Raw genomic sequence first — 16372 nt, forward strand, 5'->3', positions numbered from 1 at the left:
TGGCCAACAGTTGTTGCGCTATGCTCCAGTCGTGGCATTTACGGAGAGATCGGCCAAGGCTCGCACCGCGATCCTGGCGGCAGCGGCCCGCCGGTTCGCGGCGGACGGCTACGACCGCACCACCATCCGCGCCATCGCCCAGGACGCCGGGGTGGACCCGTCCATGGTCATCCGATACTTCACCAGCAAGGCGGACCTCTTTTACGCCGCCTCCTGGACCGCCTCGCCGACGAGCATCGACGCCGCCCCGGGCAGCGACTTCGCCGAGCGGTACGCCACGGTCTTCATCGACGTCTGGGAGCGCGACCAGTCGGCGCTGGCCGCGCTGCTTCGTGCCGCGCCGACGCATCCGGAGGCGGTCGAGCAGCTCCAGGGAGTGCTCGACCGCCAATTCCTGCCGGTGTTCAAGGAGGCGTTCCCGGAGCGCGCCGACGTCGAACAGCGGGCGGCGCTGATCGTCAGCCAGACGATCGGGCTGGCCTACTGCCGATACCTGCTACGGCTGGAGCCGCTGGCCTCGATGAGCAGAGACCGACTCCACCACGCCCTCGCCGGCACCATCCGCCGCTACCTCGACGAGCCGATCGGCCCGGCCCCACAAGACGGCTGAAGTCCCCGGCCCTCCCGTGCGCCGCGGGACTCGAGTGAGACGGCCCGCCCGGGACAGTGCGGTGTGCTCCCTGGTGAAGGCGTGCCTCAGTCGGTGGTGACGTTCAGCGCGGCCGCGTCGCGCGGGACGATCAGGGGCATCGCCGCGGCCAGGACCGCGGTCAGGGCGCCGAGGACACCGAGTGCCGGGCGCAGGCCGCCGACGGCCGCCGCCAGGCCGTTGATCAGTACCGGGGAGAGGAACTCGCCGACGAACAGGGTGCCGGTCCACAGGCCGGTGCCCCGGCCGCGTTCCTCGAAGCCGAGCCGGTTGGTGGCCCAGGTGAGCAGGGTGGGCAGCAGCAGGCCGGTGCCGGCACCGGTGAGCACCGCGCCGATGGTGATCACCGGCGCCGAGGCGGTGGCCGCGATGACCAGGAAGCCGAGGGCGGCCAGCCCGAAGGCGAACGGCAGCAGCCGGCGCGGGGTGCGCGCGGAGAGCTTGGCGAACGAGCCGGCCGCGACGGCCGTGGCGAGCGACATCAGGGCGCTGAGCGCGCCGATGGTGGCGGTCTCGGTGACGCCCACCTCGTCCAGCACGAAGGACAGCTCCACGATCAGGGCGTAGAAGACGACCCCGCCGGCCAGGGTGACCAGGCACGGGGTGCGCAGCCGGCGCCAGGGCAGCGGCGGGAGCCGGCGGGGCTCGGCGAGCGCGCCGGTGGGCCGGGGCGCCGCCGCGGGCTGCCAGATCAGCAGGACCATCGGGACGGCCAGGACCAGCGCGACGGTGTAGAGCCAGAACGGGGCTCGCCAGCCGGACCCCCCGACGGCACCGCCCAGGCCCAGGAAGACGGTGGCGGACACCGCGGCGAGCAACGTCTGCAGGCCCAGGTAACGGCTGCGCCGGGGACCGGACCAGTAGTCGGCGATCAGGGTGGTGCAGCAGGTCATGATGGCGGCTTCGCAGAGTCCGACCAGGACCCGGGAGCCGATGATGGCCGGCAGCGTGGTCAGGTAGAGCGGCGCGGTGCCGCAGATGGCGTAGCCGACCATCGCGGCGATCAGCAGCCGCTTGCGGTCCAGGGCGTCCACGACGAAACCGGCGAACGGCGCGGTCAGGCCGATCACCAGGGCGGGCACGGTGAGGACGACGGGTACCAGCACGTCGGCGCCGGCCACCCCGGCGAAGTGGTCGGTCATCTGCGGCAGGACCGGTGCGATCAGCACCGCGCCGAGGACCGACAGGCAGCTGCCGGCCAGCAGCAGCACCAGCTGGCCGGCGCCGGCGCGGCGCTGGGTGACGGCTTCGGGCATGGCGGGGCCTTCCGGAGGAGGAGAAGCCGGTGGTCCAGGTCACATCCGGCGGTGCTGACTATGGTCAGGCCGCGCCCCATCACGGAAGCCCGGTTCCGCTGATGCCCGGTATCGGTCCCGCTGATGGTGTGCCGGGACGGCGCTTGTCACTGAGCGGCCGGCCGGCGGCGAAGTGACGCGGCGGCGTTCACGATCAGGTCCCGGAACCAGGTGTGCGCGGGATCGGTGCGGTACATCGGGTTCCACCAGAACGCCTCGGCGACCGGGACCACCTCGAACGGGCAGTCGAACACGCGCACCCCGGCCACCGGGGCCAGCAGCCGGGCCAGCCGCTCCTGGATCAGGGCGACCCGCCGGGTCCCCGCCACCAGGAACGGCATCTGCACGAAACCGTCCACCGCGGCGTCCACCCGCGCCTCGATGCCCAGCATCCGCAGCTGGCGGGCGGCCGGGGCGAACGCCGTCGGCCGGTCCACATACATCACCCAGGGCAGGTCCGCGAGGTGCTCCAGCGTCAGGGCGTCGCCCACCTCGGGGTGGTCGTCGGACACGATGCACACCCAGCGGTCCTCGAAGAGGTCCAGATAGGGCAGATCGGTGACGAAGCCGTGCGGCACGATCAGGCCGTCGGCGGCGCGCAGGGTCGCCTCGGCGTGGTCCACGGCGTACGGCGTGGTCTGCTCCAGCCGCAACCGGACGCCGGGCGCGAGCCGGGCGATCTCCCGGGTCACCAGCGGTCCGAGGATCGTCGCCGCGTAGTCGGAGATCACCAGGGTGAACTCGCGGTCCAGCCGGGACGGGTCGAACTCGGCCGTCGCGTCGAAGACCCGTCGCACCCCGGCCAGCGCGGGACCGGTGAGCACCGCGACCCGCGCCGCGAGGGGGGTCAGCTCGTAACGGTTGCCGGCCCGGGTGAGCAGCGGGTCGCCGAAGTGCCGGCGCAGCCGGGCCAGGGCGCCGCTGACCGCCGGCTGGCTGACCCCCAGATGCTCGGCCGTGCGGGTCACGTTCCGCTCGCGCAGCAGGGCGTCGAGCGTCACCAGCAGATTGAGATCGAGATTGGCCAGCACCCGGTCGACAGCCATGGCGCAACTATAAGCCAGGGCGATGACCGACATCACCAAGTCGAGCTTCCGTAATAACCCCGGCTCACGCGACAGTGGTCCCAGTCACACGAAACGGGAGGGAAACCGCCGTGCCAGCAGTTCGTAACGTTCTGGTCGTCGGTGGCGGCGCGGCCGGCGCCGCCGCGGCGATCCTGCTAGCGGAGGGCGGTGTCGCCGTCGACCTGGTCGACCTCAAGCCCGACGTCTCCGCCCTCGGCTCCGGGATCACCCTGCAGGGCAACGCGCTGCGCGTCCTGCGCCGGCTGGGCGTCTGGGACCGGGTCCGGGCCGAGGGCTACGCGTTCGACACCCTCGGGCTGCGTGCCCCGGACCCGGCCGGCACGCTGATCGCCGAACTCACCGACATCCGCACCGGCGGACCCGACCTGCCGGCCACGCTCGGCATGTACCGGCCGGCCCTCGCGAAGATCCTGCTCGAGCGGGCCGGGGAGGCCGGGGCGCGGGTCCGGTTCGGTACCCGCCCGACCGCGCTGGACCAGGACGGCGACGCCGTCACGGTGACTTTCGATCACCACAGGACTGACCGGTACGACCTGGTCGTCGGCGCCGACGGCCTGCGTTCCTGGACCCGTCGCGCGGTCGGCATCGACGCCGAGCCGCAGCCGGTCGGGATGGGGATCTGGCGCACGTTCACCGCCCGCCCGGCGTCGGTCACCCGGACCGACCTGTTCTACGGCGGTCCCGCCTACATCGCCGGGTACTGCCCGACCGGACCGGACAGCATCTACGCCTACCTGGTCGAGGCCGTGCAGGACCGGTTCCGCCTGGGCCCCGGCGAGGCGCTCGCGACGATGCGGGAGCTGTCCCAGGCCTACCACGGCCCGTGGGACGAGATCCGCGCGACGCTGACCGACCCGAGCCGGGTCAACTACACGGCGTTCGAGAGCCACGTGCTGGAGGGGCCGTGGCACCGGGGCCGGGTGGTGGTGATCGGCGACGCCGCGCACAGCTGCCCGCCCACCCTGGCGCAGGGCGCCGCGCAGGCCCTCGAGGACGCGTCGGTGCTGGCCGAGCTGCTGCTCCGGCACTCGGCGCCGGCCGAGGACCTGTGGACCGAGTTCACCGCGCGGCGCCTGCCGCGCGCCAAGGAGGTCGTCGAGGCCTCCCTGCAACTGTGCCGCTGGCTGCTCGCCCACGAGCGCGGCGACGTCCCGGGCCTGATGGCCCGGATCTCGCACCTGGTAGCCGAGCCCGCCTGATTCCGGAGAAGGACATGACCGACGAACGACTGATCACCCACCTGCGGCACGTGGACCTGGCCGTGCCCGACTACGACAAGCAGCTCGAGTTCTACACCACCATGTGGGGACTGGACGCGGAGACCACCGACGAGGGGATCGCGTTCCTGGCCGCGGCCGGCTCGCCGGAGCAGTACTCGGTGCGGCTGCGCAAGGCCGCCGAGAAGCGGCTCGACCTGATCGCCTTCGGCGCGGCCGGCCGGGCCGACGTGAACGCGCTCGCCGAACGGCTCGGCCGGGCCGGGGTCACGCTGGTCACCGAGCCGGACACGCTGCGGACCCCGGGCGGCGGGTACGGCTTCCGCTTCTTCGACCTGGACGGTCGTACCGTCGAAGTGTCCTGTGATGTCGAGGTCCGCCGGCATCGCAAGCTCGAAGAGGGTGAATCGGTCCCGGTCAAGCTCTCGCACGTGGTGATCAACTCGCCGAACCCGGAGGCGACCGTCGCCTTCTACGACGAGCACCTCAACTTCGCGCTCTCGGACACCCTGACGCACCCGCGGATGGGCTCGATGATGTGGTTCCTGCGCACCAACAAGTGGCACCACAGCCTGGCCGTCGCCCGCGGCCCGCACGTCTCGCTGCACCACGCGTCGTTCGAGATGCGCGGCATCGACGAGTACATGCGCGGCACCGGCCGGCTGCTGCGCGGCGGCGTCGAGAAGGTGTGGGGGCCGGGCCGGCACATGGCCGGCAACAACACCTTCAGCTACTTCCTCGACCCGCACGGGAACACCGTCGAGTACACCACCGAGCTGGAGGAGCTCGACGAGGACACCTGGCACCCGCACCTGTACGACTTCTCCGACCCGGCGGTCAGCGACCAGTGGGGTACGGCGAACCCGATGACCGAGTTCGTCGCGAAGCAGTCGTTCAACGACGTGGACCGCGGCATCTTCGTCGCGCCGCCGGTCTGAGCATGCGGATCGTTACCTACCGCCACGCCGGCGTGGAGAGGTCGGGTGTCGTCCGGGACGGGACGGTGTTCCCGTTCCTCGACGGCCGCGACGTCGTGCAGGTGATCGAGAACGGCCGTCCGGAGGTCGCCGAGGCCGGTGTCCCGCTGGCCGACGTACGCCTGCTGGCCCCGCTGAAGCCCCGCTCGGTGCGCGACTTCGTCACGTTCGAGGAGCACGTCGAGGGGGTCCGGCGCAGCGTGGACGGCGCGGCCGGGGTGCCCGAGGCCTGGTACGACGCGCCGACGTTCTACTTCACCAACCCGCACACGATCTACGGGCCGGGCGACGAGATCCCGTTCCCGGCCGCGTCGGCGGCCCGCGACTTCGAACTGGAGGTCGCCGCCATCGCCGGGCCCGGCCAGACGATCTTCGGCTACACGATCCTCAACGACTTCTCGGCACGTGACCTGCAGAGCCGGGAGATGAGGATCGGCCTCGGACCGGCCAAGGGCAAGGACTTCGCGAGCAGCCTGGGTCCGTGGATCGTCACGGCGGACGAGCTGGCGCCGTACGAAAAAGACGGTTTTCTCGATCTCTGGTGTGTTGCCGCGGTCAACGGCGTCGAGATCGGGCGTGACCTGCTCAGCAACATGGGCTGGACGTTCCCGGCGATGGTCGCCTACGCCGGCCGGGACAGCGTCGTGCGGGCCGGTGACGTGCTCGGGTCGGGGACCGTGGGCAACGGCGGCTGCCTGGCCGAGCTGTGGGGCCGCAACGGGACCCAGGAACCGCCGCCGCTGCGGGACGGCGACGAGGTGACGTTGACCGTCGAGGGCATCGGCACCCTGACAAATCGGATTGTTTCCTCCTCCACCGGCGCGGCGCTGCCGCCGGTCCGCCGCCGTGACCAGGCGAGAGCGCGAAGCGAAAGGCAAGACTGATGTTCGAGTACTTCCCCGGCAACTACGTCTGGAACCTGGGCGTGGTCGCCACCCTGAACAGCGGGGGCCTGATCGACGAGGTCGACCGTGCCTGCCGCCCGATCCGCGAGCTGGGCGCACACGGCGCCGACGTCGGCACCAGGGAGTTCATGGCGTCCTGGGCCGCCGTCGCCGAGGACCTGGCCACCCAGGCGGCCGCCGACGAGGCGGCCGGGCACCGGCGCACCGCGGGGCAGAAGTACCTGCGCGCCACCAACTACCTGGCGCAGGCCGAGCGGATGCAGAGCGCCAAGAAGCCGGACCGCGACGTCTTCTACCGCCGCTGCCTGGAACTGCAGCAGAAGGCGTTCGACCTGATCGACCCGGCGACCACCCGGGTGGCGATCCCGTTCGAGGGGGCGATGCTGCCCGCGTACTTCACCAGGGCCTCGGCGAAAGCACCGGTGATCATCATGTTCAACGGGCTGGACTCGACCAAGGAGCACATGTACGCCTCCGGGTTCCCGCGGGAGATGGCCGCCCGCGGCATCTCCACACTGATGGTCGACACACCGGGCAGCGGCGAGGCGCTGCGGCTGCTCGGCCTGACCAGCCGGGTGGAGAGCGAGGACTGGGCCACCGCCTGCGTCGACTACCTGCTCACCCGGGACGACGTGGTGACCGGCAAGATCGGCCTGGTCGGCTGGTCGCTCGGCGGCTACTACGCGCCGCGCGCCGCGGCGTTCGAGAAGCGGCTCGCGCTCTGCGTGGCCTGGGGCGCCAACCACGACTGGGGTGCCGTGCAGAAGCGCCGGCTCGACCGGGAGGGCGAGAACCCGGTCCCGCACTACTGGGACCACGTGCTCTGGGTGTGGGGCGAGACCGACCTGGACACCTTCATGGCGAAGGCCGCCCGGGTGCACCTCGACGGCGTGGTGGAGAAGATCACCGTGCCGTTCCTGATCGTGCACGGCGAGAACGACAGGCAGATCCCTCTCGAGTACGCCCACCGCTCCTACCAGCAGGCGGTCAACGCGCCGCGGCGGGACCTGCGGATCTTCACGCGGGCGGAGGGCGGCGCCGAGCACATCGGGCTCGACCACTTCGCGCACGTGCAGACGTACATCGCCGACTGGATCGTGGACGTGCTCGGATGATCGACCGTACCGACCCCGAGGGTGCGATCGCCGCGGCCGCGCGCAGGTGCTCCAACTGGGGACGCTGGGGTGCCGGCGACGTACGGGGAACCATGAACTTCTTGACCGAGGCGCGCCGTGCGCACGCGGCGAGCCTGGTGCGCCGCGGTGTCTCCTTCTCGCTCGCGCAGTCCTTCGACGCGAACGGGCCGCAGAAGGGCTGGCGGCGGCGCACCAACCCGGTGCACACCATGCTGGACACCGGTACCGACGCGGTCGCCGGGGTGCAGGGCTTCCCGCACGGCATCGGCGGTGCCGACGACGTGATCGCCATGCCGCTGCAGTGCTCCACCCAGTGGGACGGGCTCGGCCACATCTTCGACCACGGCCGAGCCTGGAACGGCCGCCCGGCGGACAAGGTGGTGACCAGCCTCGGCGACGGCGTCACCGGCATCGAGACGGTCGCCTCGGTGATCGCCGGGCGCGGTGTGCTGCTCGACGTCGGGCGGGCGCTCGGCAGCGGCGGCGAACTGCCCGATGGCTTCGCCATCACCGAGGAACACCTGGTGGCGACGATCGCCGCGCAGGGCGCGACGTCGGCTGTCGGTCCGGGCGACATCGTGCTGGTACGCACCGGGCAGTTGTCCCGGGTACGCCGGGACGGGTGGGGCGACTACGCCGGCGGGGCGGCCCCGGGGCTGTCGTTCACCACCGCCGACTGGCTGCACCGCACGGAGATCGCCGCGATCGCCACCGACACCTGGGGCTTCGAGGTCCGGCCGAACGAGTTCGACGACGCGTTCCAGCCGCTGCACCAGGTGGCGATCCCGCACATCGGGCTGTTCCTGGGCGAGATGTGGGACCCGGACGCGCTCGCCGCGGACTGCGCCGCGGACGGCGTCTACGAGTTCTGGCTGACCGCCGCGCCGTTGCCGATCACCGGCGCGGTCGGCAGCCCGGTCAATCCGATAGCGGTGAAGTAGCCCGGGGAGGGGCCGCCCGGCCCCCTCCCCGGGCGCGCTCGGAGATCAACCTGTCGGGCGCGGTCGTCACCGGCCGGCGCGCCGGATCCCGAGGGCCGGGGTCAGGCGGGCACCGGCTCCCCGGCCGGGCGGCGCCTGGTCACCCAGCGCTCGAAGATCAGCGTGGTGAGCGGCGGGATCGAGGCGGCCAGGGCGAAGCCGGTGCGCCAGAGCGACCAGCGCTCGGCGCGGGCCGCCCACAGGGCGGTGGCCAGGTACGCCACGAACAGCGCGCCGTGGATCCGGCCGAACAGCCACACACCCGCGTCAGTGGTGTGTGACACGTGTTTGAGGTACATCCCGACCAGCAGCCCGGTCCAGGAGAACGCCTCGGCGACAGCTGTCACGCGGAACGCCCGGAACGCTCGCACCCGCCACCCCTTCCTCGAAGATCAAGATGTCGGACGCTATCCCGCCGAAGTTGAGTGTTTCCTGGCAGACGGGGTATCTCCGGCTCGCAGTAGCGACTATCGAGGAGGTCCCGTGCCGGACATCGTGGAGATCATCAAGGAGCAGCACCAGAAGGTGGACCAGCTGCTGGAGCAGGCCGCGTCGTCGGAGAACGACCAGCTGGCGCTGTTGCAGGAGGTGGCCCGGATGCTGCTTCCGCACTCCGAGGCGGAGGAGGACTTCGTCTACCCCGCCATCCGCGCCAAGGCCGCGGAGACCGGCGACGAGGTGCGCGACGGGGTCGAGGAGCACCACCAGATCGAGGAGATGCTGCAGAACCTGCTGAAGGGCAGCCCGGACGACCCCGGCTGGGACGGCACCCTCGCGGCGATCACCGGGGAGCTGCGCCACCACGTCGAGGAGGAGGAGCAGGACCTGCTGCCGGTCCTCGCCGACAAGCTCAGCGACGCCGAGCGCGAGGAGATGGGCCGCCGGTTCGTCGAGGCCACCACCGGCGCGCTCCCGCACGAGGCGCACGCCGCCCACGAGGAGACCCGCAAGGAGCTCTACGAGAAGGCCAAGGAGCAGGACATCGCCGGCCGCTCCAGGATGACCAAGGATGAACTCGCGAAGGCGGTCAGCGAGGGGTGACGGCCTGCGTGCCGCCGCCGGTCCACCGATACTGGTGGGGTGTCTGACCTGACTCCGGCGCGGATGCGGCCGTGCCGCCGCTGCGGTCACCCGACCCGGGTGGACCGGATGGTGCAGGGGTACGGCCGCAACTGCGCCGCCGCACTCGGCCTGATCGGTGGCACGGTGGACACCGGCCACCGCGGCCCGGACCTGTTCGACCTGATGGAGCTGGAGCCCGAGGACGAGTGCGACGGCGGGGACCGCCCGGCCGACAGCGACCTCAGTCCCGGGCGAGCCCGACGCCGGCCAGGGTGAGGAACCCGGCCGGGTCGTGGACCGCCGCGTCCGCCGGGTCCGGATGCCACTGCGGGCTGTAGACCACGCCCGGCTCCACCAGGTCCCAGCCGTCGAAGAGCGCCGCGACCTGGTCCCGGTCGCGCAGCACCAGCGGCGTCCCGGTGCGGTTGTAGAGGTCGGCGACCCGGTCCACGGCGGCCGGGTCGGCGCCGCTGCTGGTGGCGTGCGAGATCGCCAGCAGGCTGCCCGGCGCGACCGCCGCCCGGTACCCGCGCAGCGCGGCGGCCAGCCGGGGACTGTCCGGGGTGAAGTGCAGCACCGCGACCATCAGCACGGCGATCGGCCGGGACAGGTCCAGCAGGTCCCGGAGCGCGTGCCCGCCCAGCACCGACTCGGGTTCCTGCAGGTCAGCGCGGATCACCACGGCGTGCGGATTCGCCGCGAGCAGGTCCTGCGCGTAGAGCACCGCGGTCGGGTCGATGTCGACGTAGGCGATCCGGGCGGCCGGGTCGATCTCCTGGGCCACCTCGTGCACGTTGCCCTCGGTGGGGATGCCGGAGCCCAGGTCGAGGAACTGATCGACGCCGCGGGCCAGCGCGTAACGGACCGAGCGGCGCAGGAACGCCCGGTTGGCCCGCACGATCTCCGGCAGGCCGGGCACCAGTTCGACGGCCCGGCCGGCCACCACCCGGTCGGCGGCGAAGTTGTGCTTGCCGCCGAGGAAGGCGTCGTAGATACGCGCCGCGCTGGGCTTGTTCGGATCGATTCCCATAGTGCGCTTTTTACCCGCCGAAAACGGAAATATGTGACCATCGTAGTTTGGGGGTGGAGGTTCGTGGTCGAGTCACGCGACACGCTGCCCGGGCTCTTGATCGAAACCGCCCCGGACGCGGTCATCGTCAGTCACTCGGACGGCACCGTCACGATGGCCAACCGGCGGGCCCACGAGATGTTCGGTTATCCGCCCGGCGACCTGATCGGACGCGCCGTCGACGACCTGGTGCCCGCGGAGGTCCGCGACAGGCATCCCGGCCACCGCGCCCAGTACCTCTCCGGCGAGCACCCGCCGCTGCGCCGGTTGCCGCTGCGCGGGCTGCGCCGGGACGGGACGGTCTTCGCCGTGGAGATCTCGCTCTCCGCGGTGCAGGCGCAGGACGGGCAGACGTACGTCACCTCGGTCCTGCGCGACGACACCGCGCAGCGCGAGGCGGCCCGCACCCGGGCCCTCCTCGCGTCAGTGGTCCAGTCCTCGCACGACGCGATAGTCACCACCGACCTGAGCGGCCGGGTGCTGTCCTGGAACCACGGCGCCGAGCTGCTCTACGGCTTCAGCGCCGCCGACATGGTCGGCCAGTCGGTCGACAAGATCATCCCGGCCGACCGGCGGGCCGACGAGGAGCAGATCCGCACGCTGATCCGGCTCGGTGGCCGGGTGGACCGCTACCGGGCCGCCCGGCTCACCGCCGGCGGCCAGGTCATCGTGGTGAACACGCTGATCTCCCCGCTGGTCGACGAGCGCGGCATGCTGTTCGGCACCACCACCACGAGCCGGGACATCACCGAGCGGGAACGCAGCGAGGCCCGGGTGCAGGCGATCCTGGACGCCGCACCGGACGCGCTGCTCGGCGTCGACGAGGCCGGCTCGGTGGTGCTGGTCAACGCCGAGGCGGAGCGGCTTTTCGGGCATCCCCGGCACGACCTGATCCAGACCGCGGTGTCCCGGCTGCTGCCGGACGGGCTGCCGCCGGTCTCCGCGGTGCTGCGCACCGGCGGCGACTCCACACCCCTGGACACCGAGCGCGCCGACGTCGGCGAGCAGCGCTGGACCAAGCGGCGGGCGATCCGCAGCGACGGCGCCGAACTCCCCGTCGACATCGCGTGCAGCGCGCTGCACACCGAGACCGGCGTGGTCATCGTGGCAGCGGTCCGGGACATCGCCGACCGGCTGGCCGCCGAGGCCGAGCGGCGCCGGCTGCGCGAGGAGACCGACCGGCAGAAACTCGAGGCGCGGATGCAGCAGACCCAGCGCCTGGAGAGCCTGGGGCAGCTGGCCGGCGGCATCGCGCACGACTTCAACAACCTGCTCGCGGTGATCCTCAACTACGCGGCGTTCATCATCGAGGACGCGGCCGGCAGCGCGCCGGCCGCCGACGCCGAGCAGATCGCCCGGGCCGCCCGGCGCGGCAGCGACCTCACCCACCAGCTGCTTGCCTTCGCCCGGCGGGAGGTGATCCGGCCACGGCCGCTGGACGTCAACGTGGTGGTCACCGAGGTGCACCAGATGCTGGAACGCTCGCTCGGCGAGCACATCACCCTCACGGTACGCACCGCCGACCCGCTGCCCGCCGTGATGGCCGACCCGGGACAGCTGGAGCAGGTGCTGGTGAACCTGGCGGTCAACGCGCGGGACGCGATGCCGACCGGTGGCCAGCTCACCATCGACACCGCGGAGGTCCGGGTCGACGAGGAGCACTCGGCCGCCCGGGCCGGCCTGAGCCCCGGCCGCTACCTGCGGCTGCGGGTCTCCGACACCGGCACCGGGATGCCCAAGGAGGTGATCGACAAGGCGTTCGAACCGTTCTTCACCACCAAGCCGAGCGGCCAGGGCACCGGCCTCGGGCTGGCCACCGTCTACGGGATCATCACGCAGGCCGGCGGGACCGTGCAGATCTACTCCGAGCCGGGGCTCGGGACCACGTTCACCATCCTGCTGCCGGTCACCGACGTGCGGGCGCAGGAGATCACCGCGGAGGAGTCGGCGGCGGGGCTCACCGGGCACGGGGCGACGGTGCTGGTGGCCGAGGACGAGGACGCGCTGCGCGAGGTGACCTGCCGGATCCTGCGGCGCGGCGGGTACACCGTGCTGGCCGCCGGCGGGGGCGAGGAGGCGTTGCGGCTGGCCGCCGCGAACGACGTCGACGTGCTGCTCACCGACGTGATCATGCCGGGCATGCTGGGCAAGGACCTGGCGGACGCGATCACCTCCCGCTACCCGCGGACCAAGGTGCTGTTCATGTCCGGTTATGCCCAGCCGGTGCTGACCAACCACGGCACCCTGGCGGCCGACGTGCACCTGCTGGAGAAGCCGTTCACCAGCGCCGAGCTGATGCGCGCTTTGCACGATGAGCTGCAAGCGAAACCCTGACGGTTCATCGACGCTCATGAGGGTAAGGGCGGGCGCATGGCGTACCGGAAAATCGGCCACGGCCTGGTCGCGGCCCTCCTCGCGTTACCACAGCTCACCCCCGCCGCCGGAAGCGAAGCGCCCGGCGTGCCCGGGCAGTATCCGCCCGGCGACAAGACCGGCCTGGTCACCGCGGCCGGCACCGCCAGCAAGGTGTGGGCGACGGTGCAGCGCACCGGTGGCCTCGGCGAGATCTTCTATCCCGACCTCGGGTCGCCGAGCACACGGGCGCTGGACTTCGTGGTCACCGGCCCGGACGGCCGGGCGACCCGGGCCGCCTCCGCCACCACCTCGCTGACCGATCCGCGCAGCCTGCGCTTCGCGCAGCGGTTGTCCGGGCCGGCCGGCCGGTGGCAGGTCCTTCTCCGGTACGCGACCGACCCGCACCGGCCGACGGTCCTGGTCGACGTGGAGTTCCGCGCCCCGAAGGGCTACCGGCTCACGGCGGTCTACGACCCGGCGCTCGGCAACAGCCGGGGCGGTGACAGCGGCCGCACCGAGGGCGACGCGCTGCTGGCCGTCGACGGCGACGTGGCCAGCGCCTTCGTCGCCCAGCCCGGGTTCGTGAGCACGTCCAGCGACGACGGCTCCGACGATCTGGTGCAGACCGGGCAGCTCCGCGGCCGGCACAGCACGCTGGCGCTCGGCTTCGGCGCCTCCACCGGTGCCGCCCTGACCGGCGCGCGGGCCGGCCTGCGCACCGGCTTCGCGGCGACCGACAGGTCCTACGCGGCCGGCTGGCACCACTACCTGACCGGGCTGCGCCGGCCGCCCGCGGTCGCCGACCGCACGCTCTGGCAGGTGTCCGCGATGGTCCTGGCGGCCAGCGAGGACAAGACGCACCGGGGCGCCTACGTGGCGGCGCCGGCCGCGCCGTGGGCGTTCGGCCGGGACGACCCGTCCGGGCCGTACCACCTGGTCTGGGCGCGTGACCTCTACCAGATCGCGACCGGGCTGCTGGCGGCCGGCGACCGGGCCGGGGCGCAGCGGGCCCTGGACTACCTGTTCACCACGCAGCAGAAGCCGGACGGCTCGTTCCCGCAGAACTCGCGCCTCGACGGCACCCCGGTCTGGGGCGGTCTGCAGCTCGACGAGGTGGGGCTGCCCATCGTGCTCGCCTACCAGCTGGGCCGCACCGACGCGGCGACCTGGGCGCACGTGCGGCGGGCGGCGGACTTCCTGGTCGGGTTCGAGCAGGACGGCAACCGGGCGCCGTGGAGCCCGCAGGACCGGTGGGAGAACCAGTCCGGGTACTCCCCGGCCACCATCGCGGCGGAGATCGCCGGGCTGGTCTGCGCCGCGTCGATCGCCCGGGCCAACGGGGACGCCGCGGCGGCGGGCCGCTACCTCGCGGTGGCCGACCGGTGGCGGGCCGAGGTGAAGAACTGGACGGTGACCAGCACCGGGCCGTACTCGGCGAAGCCGTACTTCCTGCGGCTCACCAAGGACGGCAAGCCGGACGTGGGCACCACGTACGACATCGGGGACAGCGGGCCGTCCGGGGTCGACCAGCGCCGGGTGGTCGACCCCGGCTTCCTGGAGCTGGCCCGGCTCGGCGTGCTGCCGGCCGCGGACCCGGTCTTCGCGAACTCGCTGCGGGTGGTCGACGACCAGCTGGCCGCCGGGCCGTTCTGGCACCGGGCCTCGTTCGACGGGTACGGCGAGAAGGCCGACGGCAGCCAATGGGACTACCCGCTGCCGGCCGACTCGCTGATCACCCGGGGCCGGGCCTGGCCGCTGCTCAACGGTGAGCGCGGCGAGTACCTGCTGGCCGGCGGCTCATCGCGCGCGGCCCGCACCCAGCTGGCCGTGCTGGCGAGCGCGGCCGGGCCCAGCCGGATGCTGCCCGAGCAGGTGTGGGACCAGTATCCGCCGTACCGGCCGCTGGGCACGCCGAGCACCTCGGCGACGCCGCTGGCCTGGACCCACGCGCAGTACCTGCGGCTCGCCGCCGACCTGGCCGCCGGCCGGGTGGTGGAGCAGCCGGCGGTGGTGGCCGAGCGTTACTCGTCGTCCTAGGCGCGGTCCATCGCCATATCGGGCCGGCCCTCGGGATCGCGCCGAGGGCCGGCGACCGGGCAGCCGGCGGAGGTGGACCGCCGCCGTCGTGGGGTCGGCTCACCGGCGCGGGGTGCCGCCGGCGTTTCCGGTCGCCGGGCGGGGCTACCGGGCGTACCGGAAATCGGGTGCCGGCGGCCCGGAGTGGGCCGCAGCCGTGGGCCTGTCGTCCTGCGCGGCCGAGCTGAGCAGGCCGGCGCAGCCGCAGACGGCCAGCACCGCGGCGACGATCAGCAGCAGCACGGTCAGCACCAGGCCGGGATACTTCTGCGGCGGCGGGCCGAGCGCGCCGTGCAGGAAGGCCAGCAGGGGAGCGCGGTACTCCAGCTCGGCGGTCTTGCCGGGCAGCGCGAGCACCGTGGTCTCGGCGGCGCCCAGCCGGGACGGCAGCAGATAGGGGATGTGCACGTGCACGTGGTGCTCGCCGAGCGCGACGGGCGTGGTCACCCGCCCCCAGCCGGCCGGCACGTTACGCCCGTCGATCTCCAGGATCGGGGTGAAGAGTCCGAGCAGGAAGGCGAGCGGCGCGTATCGCAGGGTGACCGCGATGGTCGCGCCGCCGTCGCCGCGCGCCGGGTCGAGCGGCGGGAAGCCGGGGGAGAAGGGCCGATAGGGCGGCGCCAGAATGGCCACGCTGCACCTTTCCGTAGTCCGCCGAAGCAGGATATGCCCGCGAGGCCGAACCCGAAAACCATCGATGTCCACAGTGGAAGTGCCGGGTGGCTAGGATGGCCGGGTGAACAGTGATCAGGTGGATCCGCACACCGTGTCACCGGCCCGCCGCTGGAACTACTGGCTCGGCGGCAAGGACCACTTCCAGGTCGACCGGGACTCCGGCGACCTGGTCGCGAAGATCTACCCCGGGATCTGGACCGTGGCCCGGGAGGGCCGGGCGTTCCACAAGCGCGCGGTCCGGCACCTGGCCGCCGACGGCGGGATCCGGCAGTTCCTCGACATCGGCACCGGCCTGCCCGCTCCGGACAACACCCACGAGGTGGCCCAGGCGGTCGCGCCGGACGCCAAGGTGGTCTATGTCGACAACGATCCGATGGTCCTGACGCACGCCCGGGCGCTGATGATCGGCGGCGTCACCACGTACGTCGACGCCGACCTGCGGCGGCCGGAGACGATCCTGGAGGCCGCCGAGCTGCGGGCGACCATCGACCTGTCCCGGCCGGTCGGCATCCTGCTGATCAACGTGCTGCACTTCATCGCCGGCGACGAGCAGGCCCGTGCCGTGGTCCGGCGGCTGCTGGACGCCGTGGTGCCGGGCAGCTACCTGGTCGCCACCAACGCCACCACCGACTTCGTGCCGGCCGAGACCGCGGCGGGGTACGCGTCCAGCCGGGACGGCGGCGAGGCCGACGTCTGGCCACGGGACCGGGCCACCTTCACCTGTTTCTTCGACGGTCTGCGGCTGCTCGAGCCGGGTGTGGTCGCGGCGAGCGAGTGGCGGCCGGACCGGGTGGACCGGCCGGCACCGGCCGAGGTGTCCACCTACGCGGCGGTGGGCCGGAAGTAACGCGTGAGGTCACATCCATCGGCATCCGCGTCATCGTCGCG

Annotated in this window: 16 protein-coding genes; 11 read left to right on the forward strand and 5 right to left on the reverse strand. The window is 72.5% G+C overall.

From position 1 onward, the window contains the following. Window positions 1–31 precede the first annotated feature (31 nt). On the forward strand, window positions 32–610 hold the full coding sequence (locus Actob_RS11840) for a TetR/AcrR family transcriptional regulator (RefSeq protein ID WP_284920147.1): 579 nt from the start codon (window positions 32–34) through the stop codon (window positions 608–610). A gap of 86 nt (window positions 611–696) precedes the next feature. On the opposite strand, the gene Actob_RS11845 is transcribed toward Actob_RS11840, so the two are convergent. Both Actob_RS11845 and Actob_RS11850 read right to left on the reverse strand, forming a co-directional pair. After that, window positions 697–1905 carry an MFS transporter gene (locus Actob_RS11845; RefSeq protein ID WP_284920148.1) on the reverse strand — a complete coding sequence of 403 codons (1209 nt, stop codon included), beginning with the start codon at window positions 1903–1905 and terminating at the stop codon, window positions 697–699. A gap of 146 nt (window positions 1906–2051) precedes the next feature. Next, the gene (locus tag Actob_RS11850) at window positions 2052–2990 is read right to left on the reverse strand and encodes a LysR family transcriptional regulator (protein WP_284920150.1); all 939 of its coding nucleotides are present in this window, start codon (window positions 2988–2990) and stop codon (window positions 2052–2054) included. Window positions 2991–3100: 110 nt separating this feature from the next. Here Actob_RS11850 and Actob_RS11855 point away from each other — a divergent pair, with 110 nt between their 5' ends. From Actob_RS11855 to Actob_RS11875, 5 genes are read left to right on the forward strand one after another with little or no spacing between them, the layout of a single operon-like run. Then, window positions 3101–4231 carry an FAD-dependent monooxygenase gene (locus Actob_RS11855; protein WP_284920151.1) on the forward strand — a complete coding sequence of 377 codons (1131 nt, stop codon included), beginning with the start codon at window positions 3101–3103 and terminating at the stop codon, window positions 4229–4231. 14 nt (window positions 4232–4245) lie between these two features. Then, entirely contained in the window at window positions 4246–5187 is a 942-nt protein-coding gene (locus tag Actob_RS11860) for a VOC family protein (RefSeq protein WP_284920152.1), read from the forward strand. A 2-nt stretch (window positions 5188–5189) separates the two neighbouring features. Next, window positions 5190–6110 (forward strand): fumarylacetoacetate hydrolase family protein, encoded by a 921-nt coding sequence (locus Actob_RS11865; protein ID WP_284920153.1) that lies wholly within the window; start codon window positions 5190–5192, stop codon window positions 6108–6110. After that, a complete protein-coding gene (locus Actob_RS11870) occupies window positions 6110–7246 on the forward strand; it encodes an alpha/beta hydrolase family protein (RefSeq protein ID WP_284920154.1) in 1137 nt (378 codons plus the stop codon). Before Actob_RS11865 ends, Actob_RS11870 begins: the two co-directional genes overlap by 1 nt. Continuing rightward, window positions 7243–8208: a cyclase family protein gene (locus Actob_RS11875; RefSeq protein ID WP_284920156.1), complete on the forward strand. Its 966-nt coding sequence runs from the start codon at window positions 7243–7245 to the stop codon at window positions 8206–8208. Before Actob_RS11870 ends, Actob_RS11875 begins: the two co-directional genes overlap by 4 nt. Window positions 8209–8309: 101 nt before the next feature. Here the strand turns inward: Actob_RS11875 and Actob_RS11880 are convergent, their stop codons facing one another. Next, the gene (locus Actob_RS11880; RefSeq protein WP_284920157.1) at window positions 8310–8618 is read right to left on the reverse strand and encodes a DUF3817 domain-containing protein; all 309 of its coding nucleotides are present in this window, start codon (window positions 8616–8618) and stop codon (window positions 8310–8312) included. Between the two features lie 112 nt (window positions 8619–8730). Between Actob_RS11880 and Actob_RS11885 the strand changes: the two genes are divergently transcribed. Both Actob_RS11885 and Actob_RS11890 read left to right on the forward strand, forming a co-directional pair. Beyond that, on the forward strand, window positions 8731–9288 hold the full coding sequence (locus tag Actob_RS11885; protein ID WP_284920158.1) for a hemerythrin domain-containing protein: 558 nt from the start codon (window positions 8731–8733) through the stop codon (window positions 9286–9288). A gap of 39 nt (window positions 9289–9327) precedes the next feature. After that, the gene (locus Actob_RS11890; RefSeq protein WP_284920159.1) at window positions 9328–9585 is read left to right on the forward strand and encodes a hypothetical protein; all 258 of its coding nucleotides are present in this window, start codon (window positions 9328–9330) and stop codon (window positions 9583–9585) included. On the opposite strand, the gene Actob_RS11895 is transcribed toward Actob_RS11890, so the two are convergent. Continuing rightward, complete coding sequence (locus tag Actob_RS11895) at window positions 9551–10339, reverse strand: SAM-dependent methyltransferase (protein WP_284920161.1); 789 nt, start codon at window positions 10337–10339, stop codon at window positions 9551–9553. The genes Actob_RS11890 and Actob_RS11895 overlap by 35 nt on opposite strands. 63 nt (window positions 10340–10402) lie before the next feature. Here Actob_RS11895 and Actob_RS11900 point away from each other — a divergent pair, with 63 nt between their 5' ends. Both Actob_RS11900 and Actob_RS11905 read left to right on the forward strand, forming a co-directional pair. After that, on the forward strand, window positions 10403–12712 hold the full coding sequence (locus tag Actob_RS11900) for a PAS domain-containing hybrid sensor histidine kinase/response regulator (protein ID WP_284920162.1): 2310 nt from the start codon (window positions 10403–10405) through the stop codon (window positions 12710–12712). Window positions 12713–12748: 36 nt separating this feature from the next. Next, window positions 12749–14770: a glycoside hydrolase family 15 protein gene (locus Actob_RS11905; protein WP_284920164.1), complete on the forward strand. Its 2022-nt coding sequence runs from the start codon at window positions 12749–12751 to the stop codon at window positions 14768–14770. A gap of 144 nt (window positions 14771–14914) precedes the next feature. Here Actob_RS11905 and Actob_RS11910 read toward each other — a convergent pair whose 3' ends face one another. Then, entirely contained in the window at window positions 14915–15442 is a 528-nt protein-coding gene (locus Actob_RS11910; RefSeq protein WP_284920166.1) for a hypothetical protein, read from the reverse strand. Between the two features lie 103 nt (window positions 15443–15545). Here Actob_RS11910 and Actob_RS11915 point away from each other — a divergent pair, with 103 nt between their 5' ends. Further along, a complete protein-coding gene (locus Actob_RS11915) occupies window positions 15546–16331 on the forward strand; it encodes an SAM-dependent methyltransferase (RefSeq protein WP_284920168.1) in 786 nt (261 codons plus the stop codon). Window positions 16332–16372 lie beyond the last annotated feature (41 nt).

Origin of the sequence: Actinoplanes oblitus, from assembly GCF_030252345.1 — a bacterium.
Taxonomy (GTDB): Bacteria; Actinomycetota; Actinomycetes; order Mycobacteriales; family Micromonosporaceae; genus Actinoplanes; species Actinoplanes oblitus.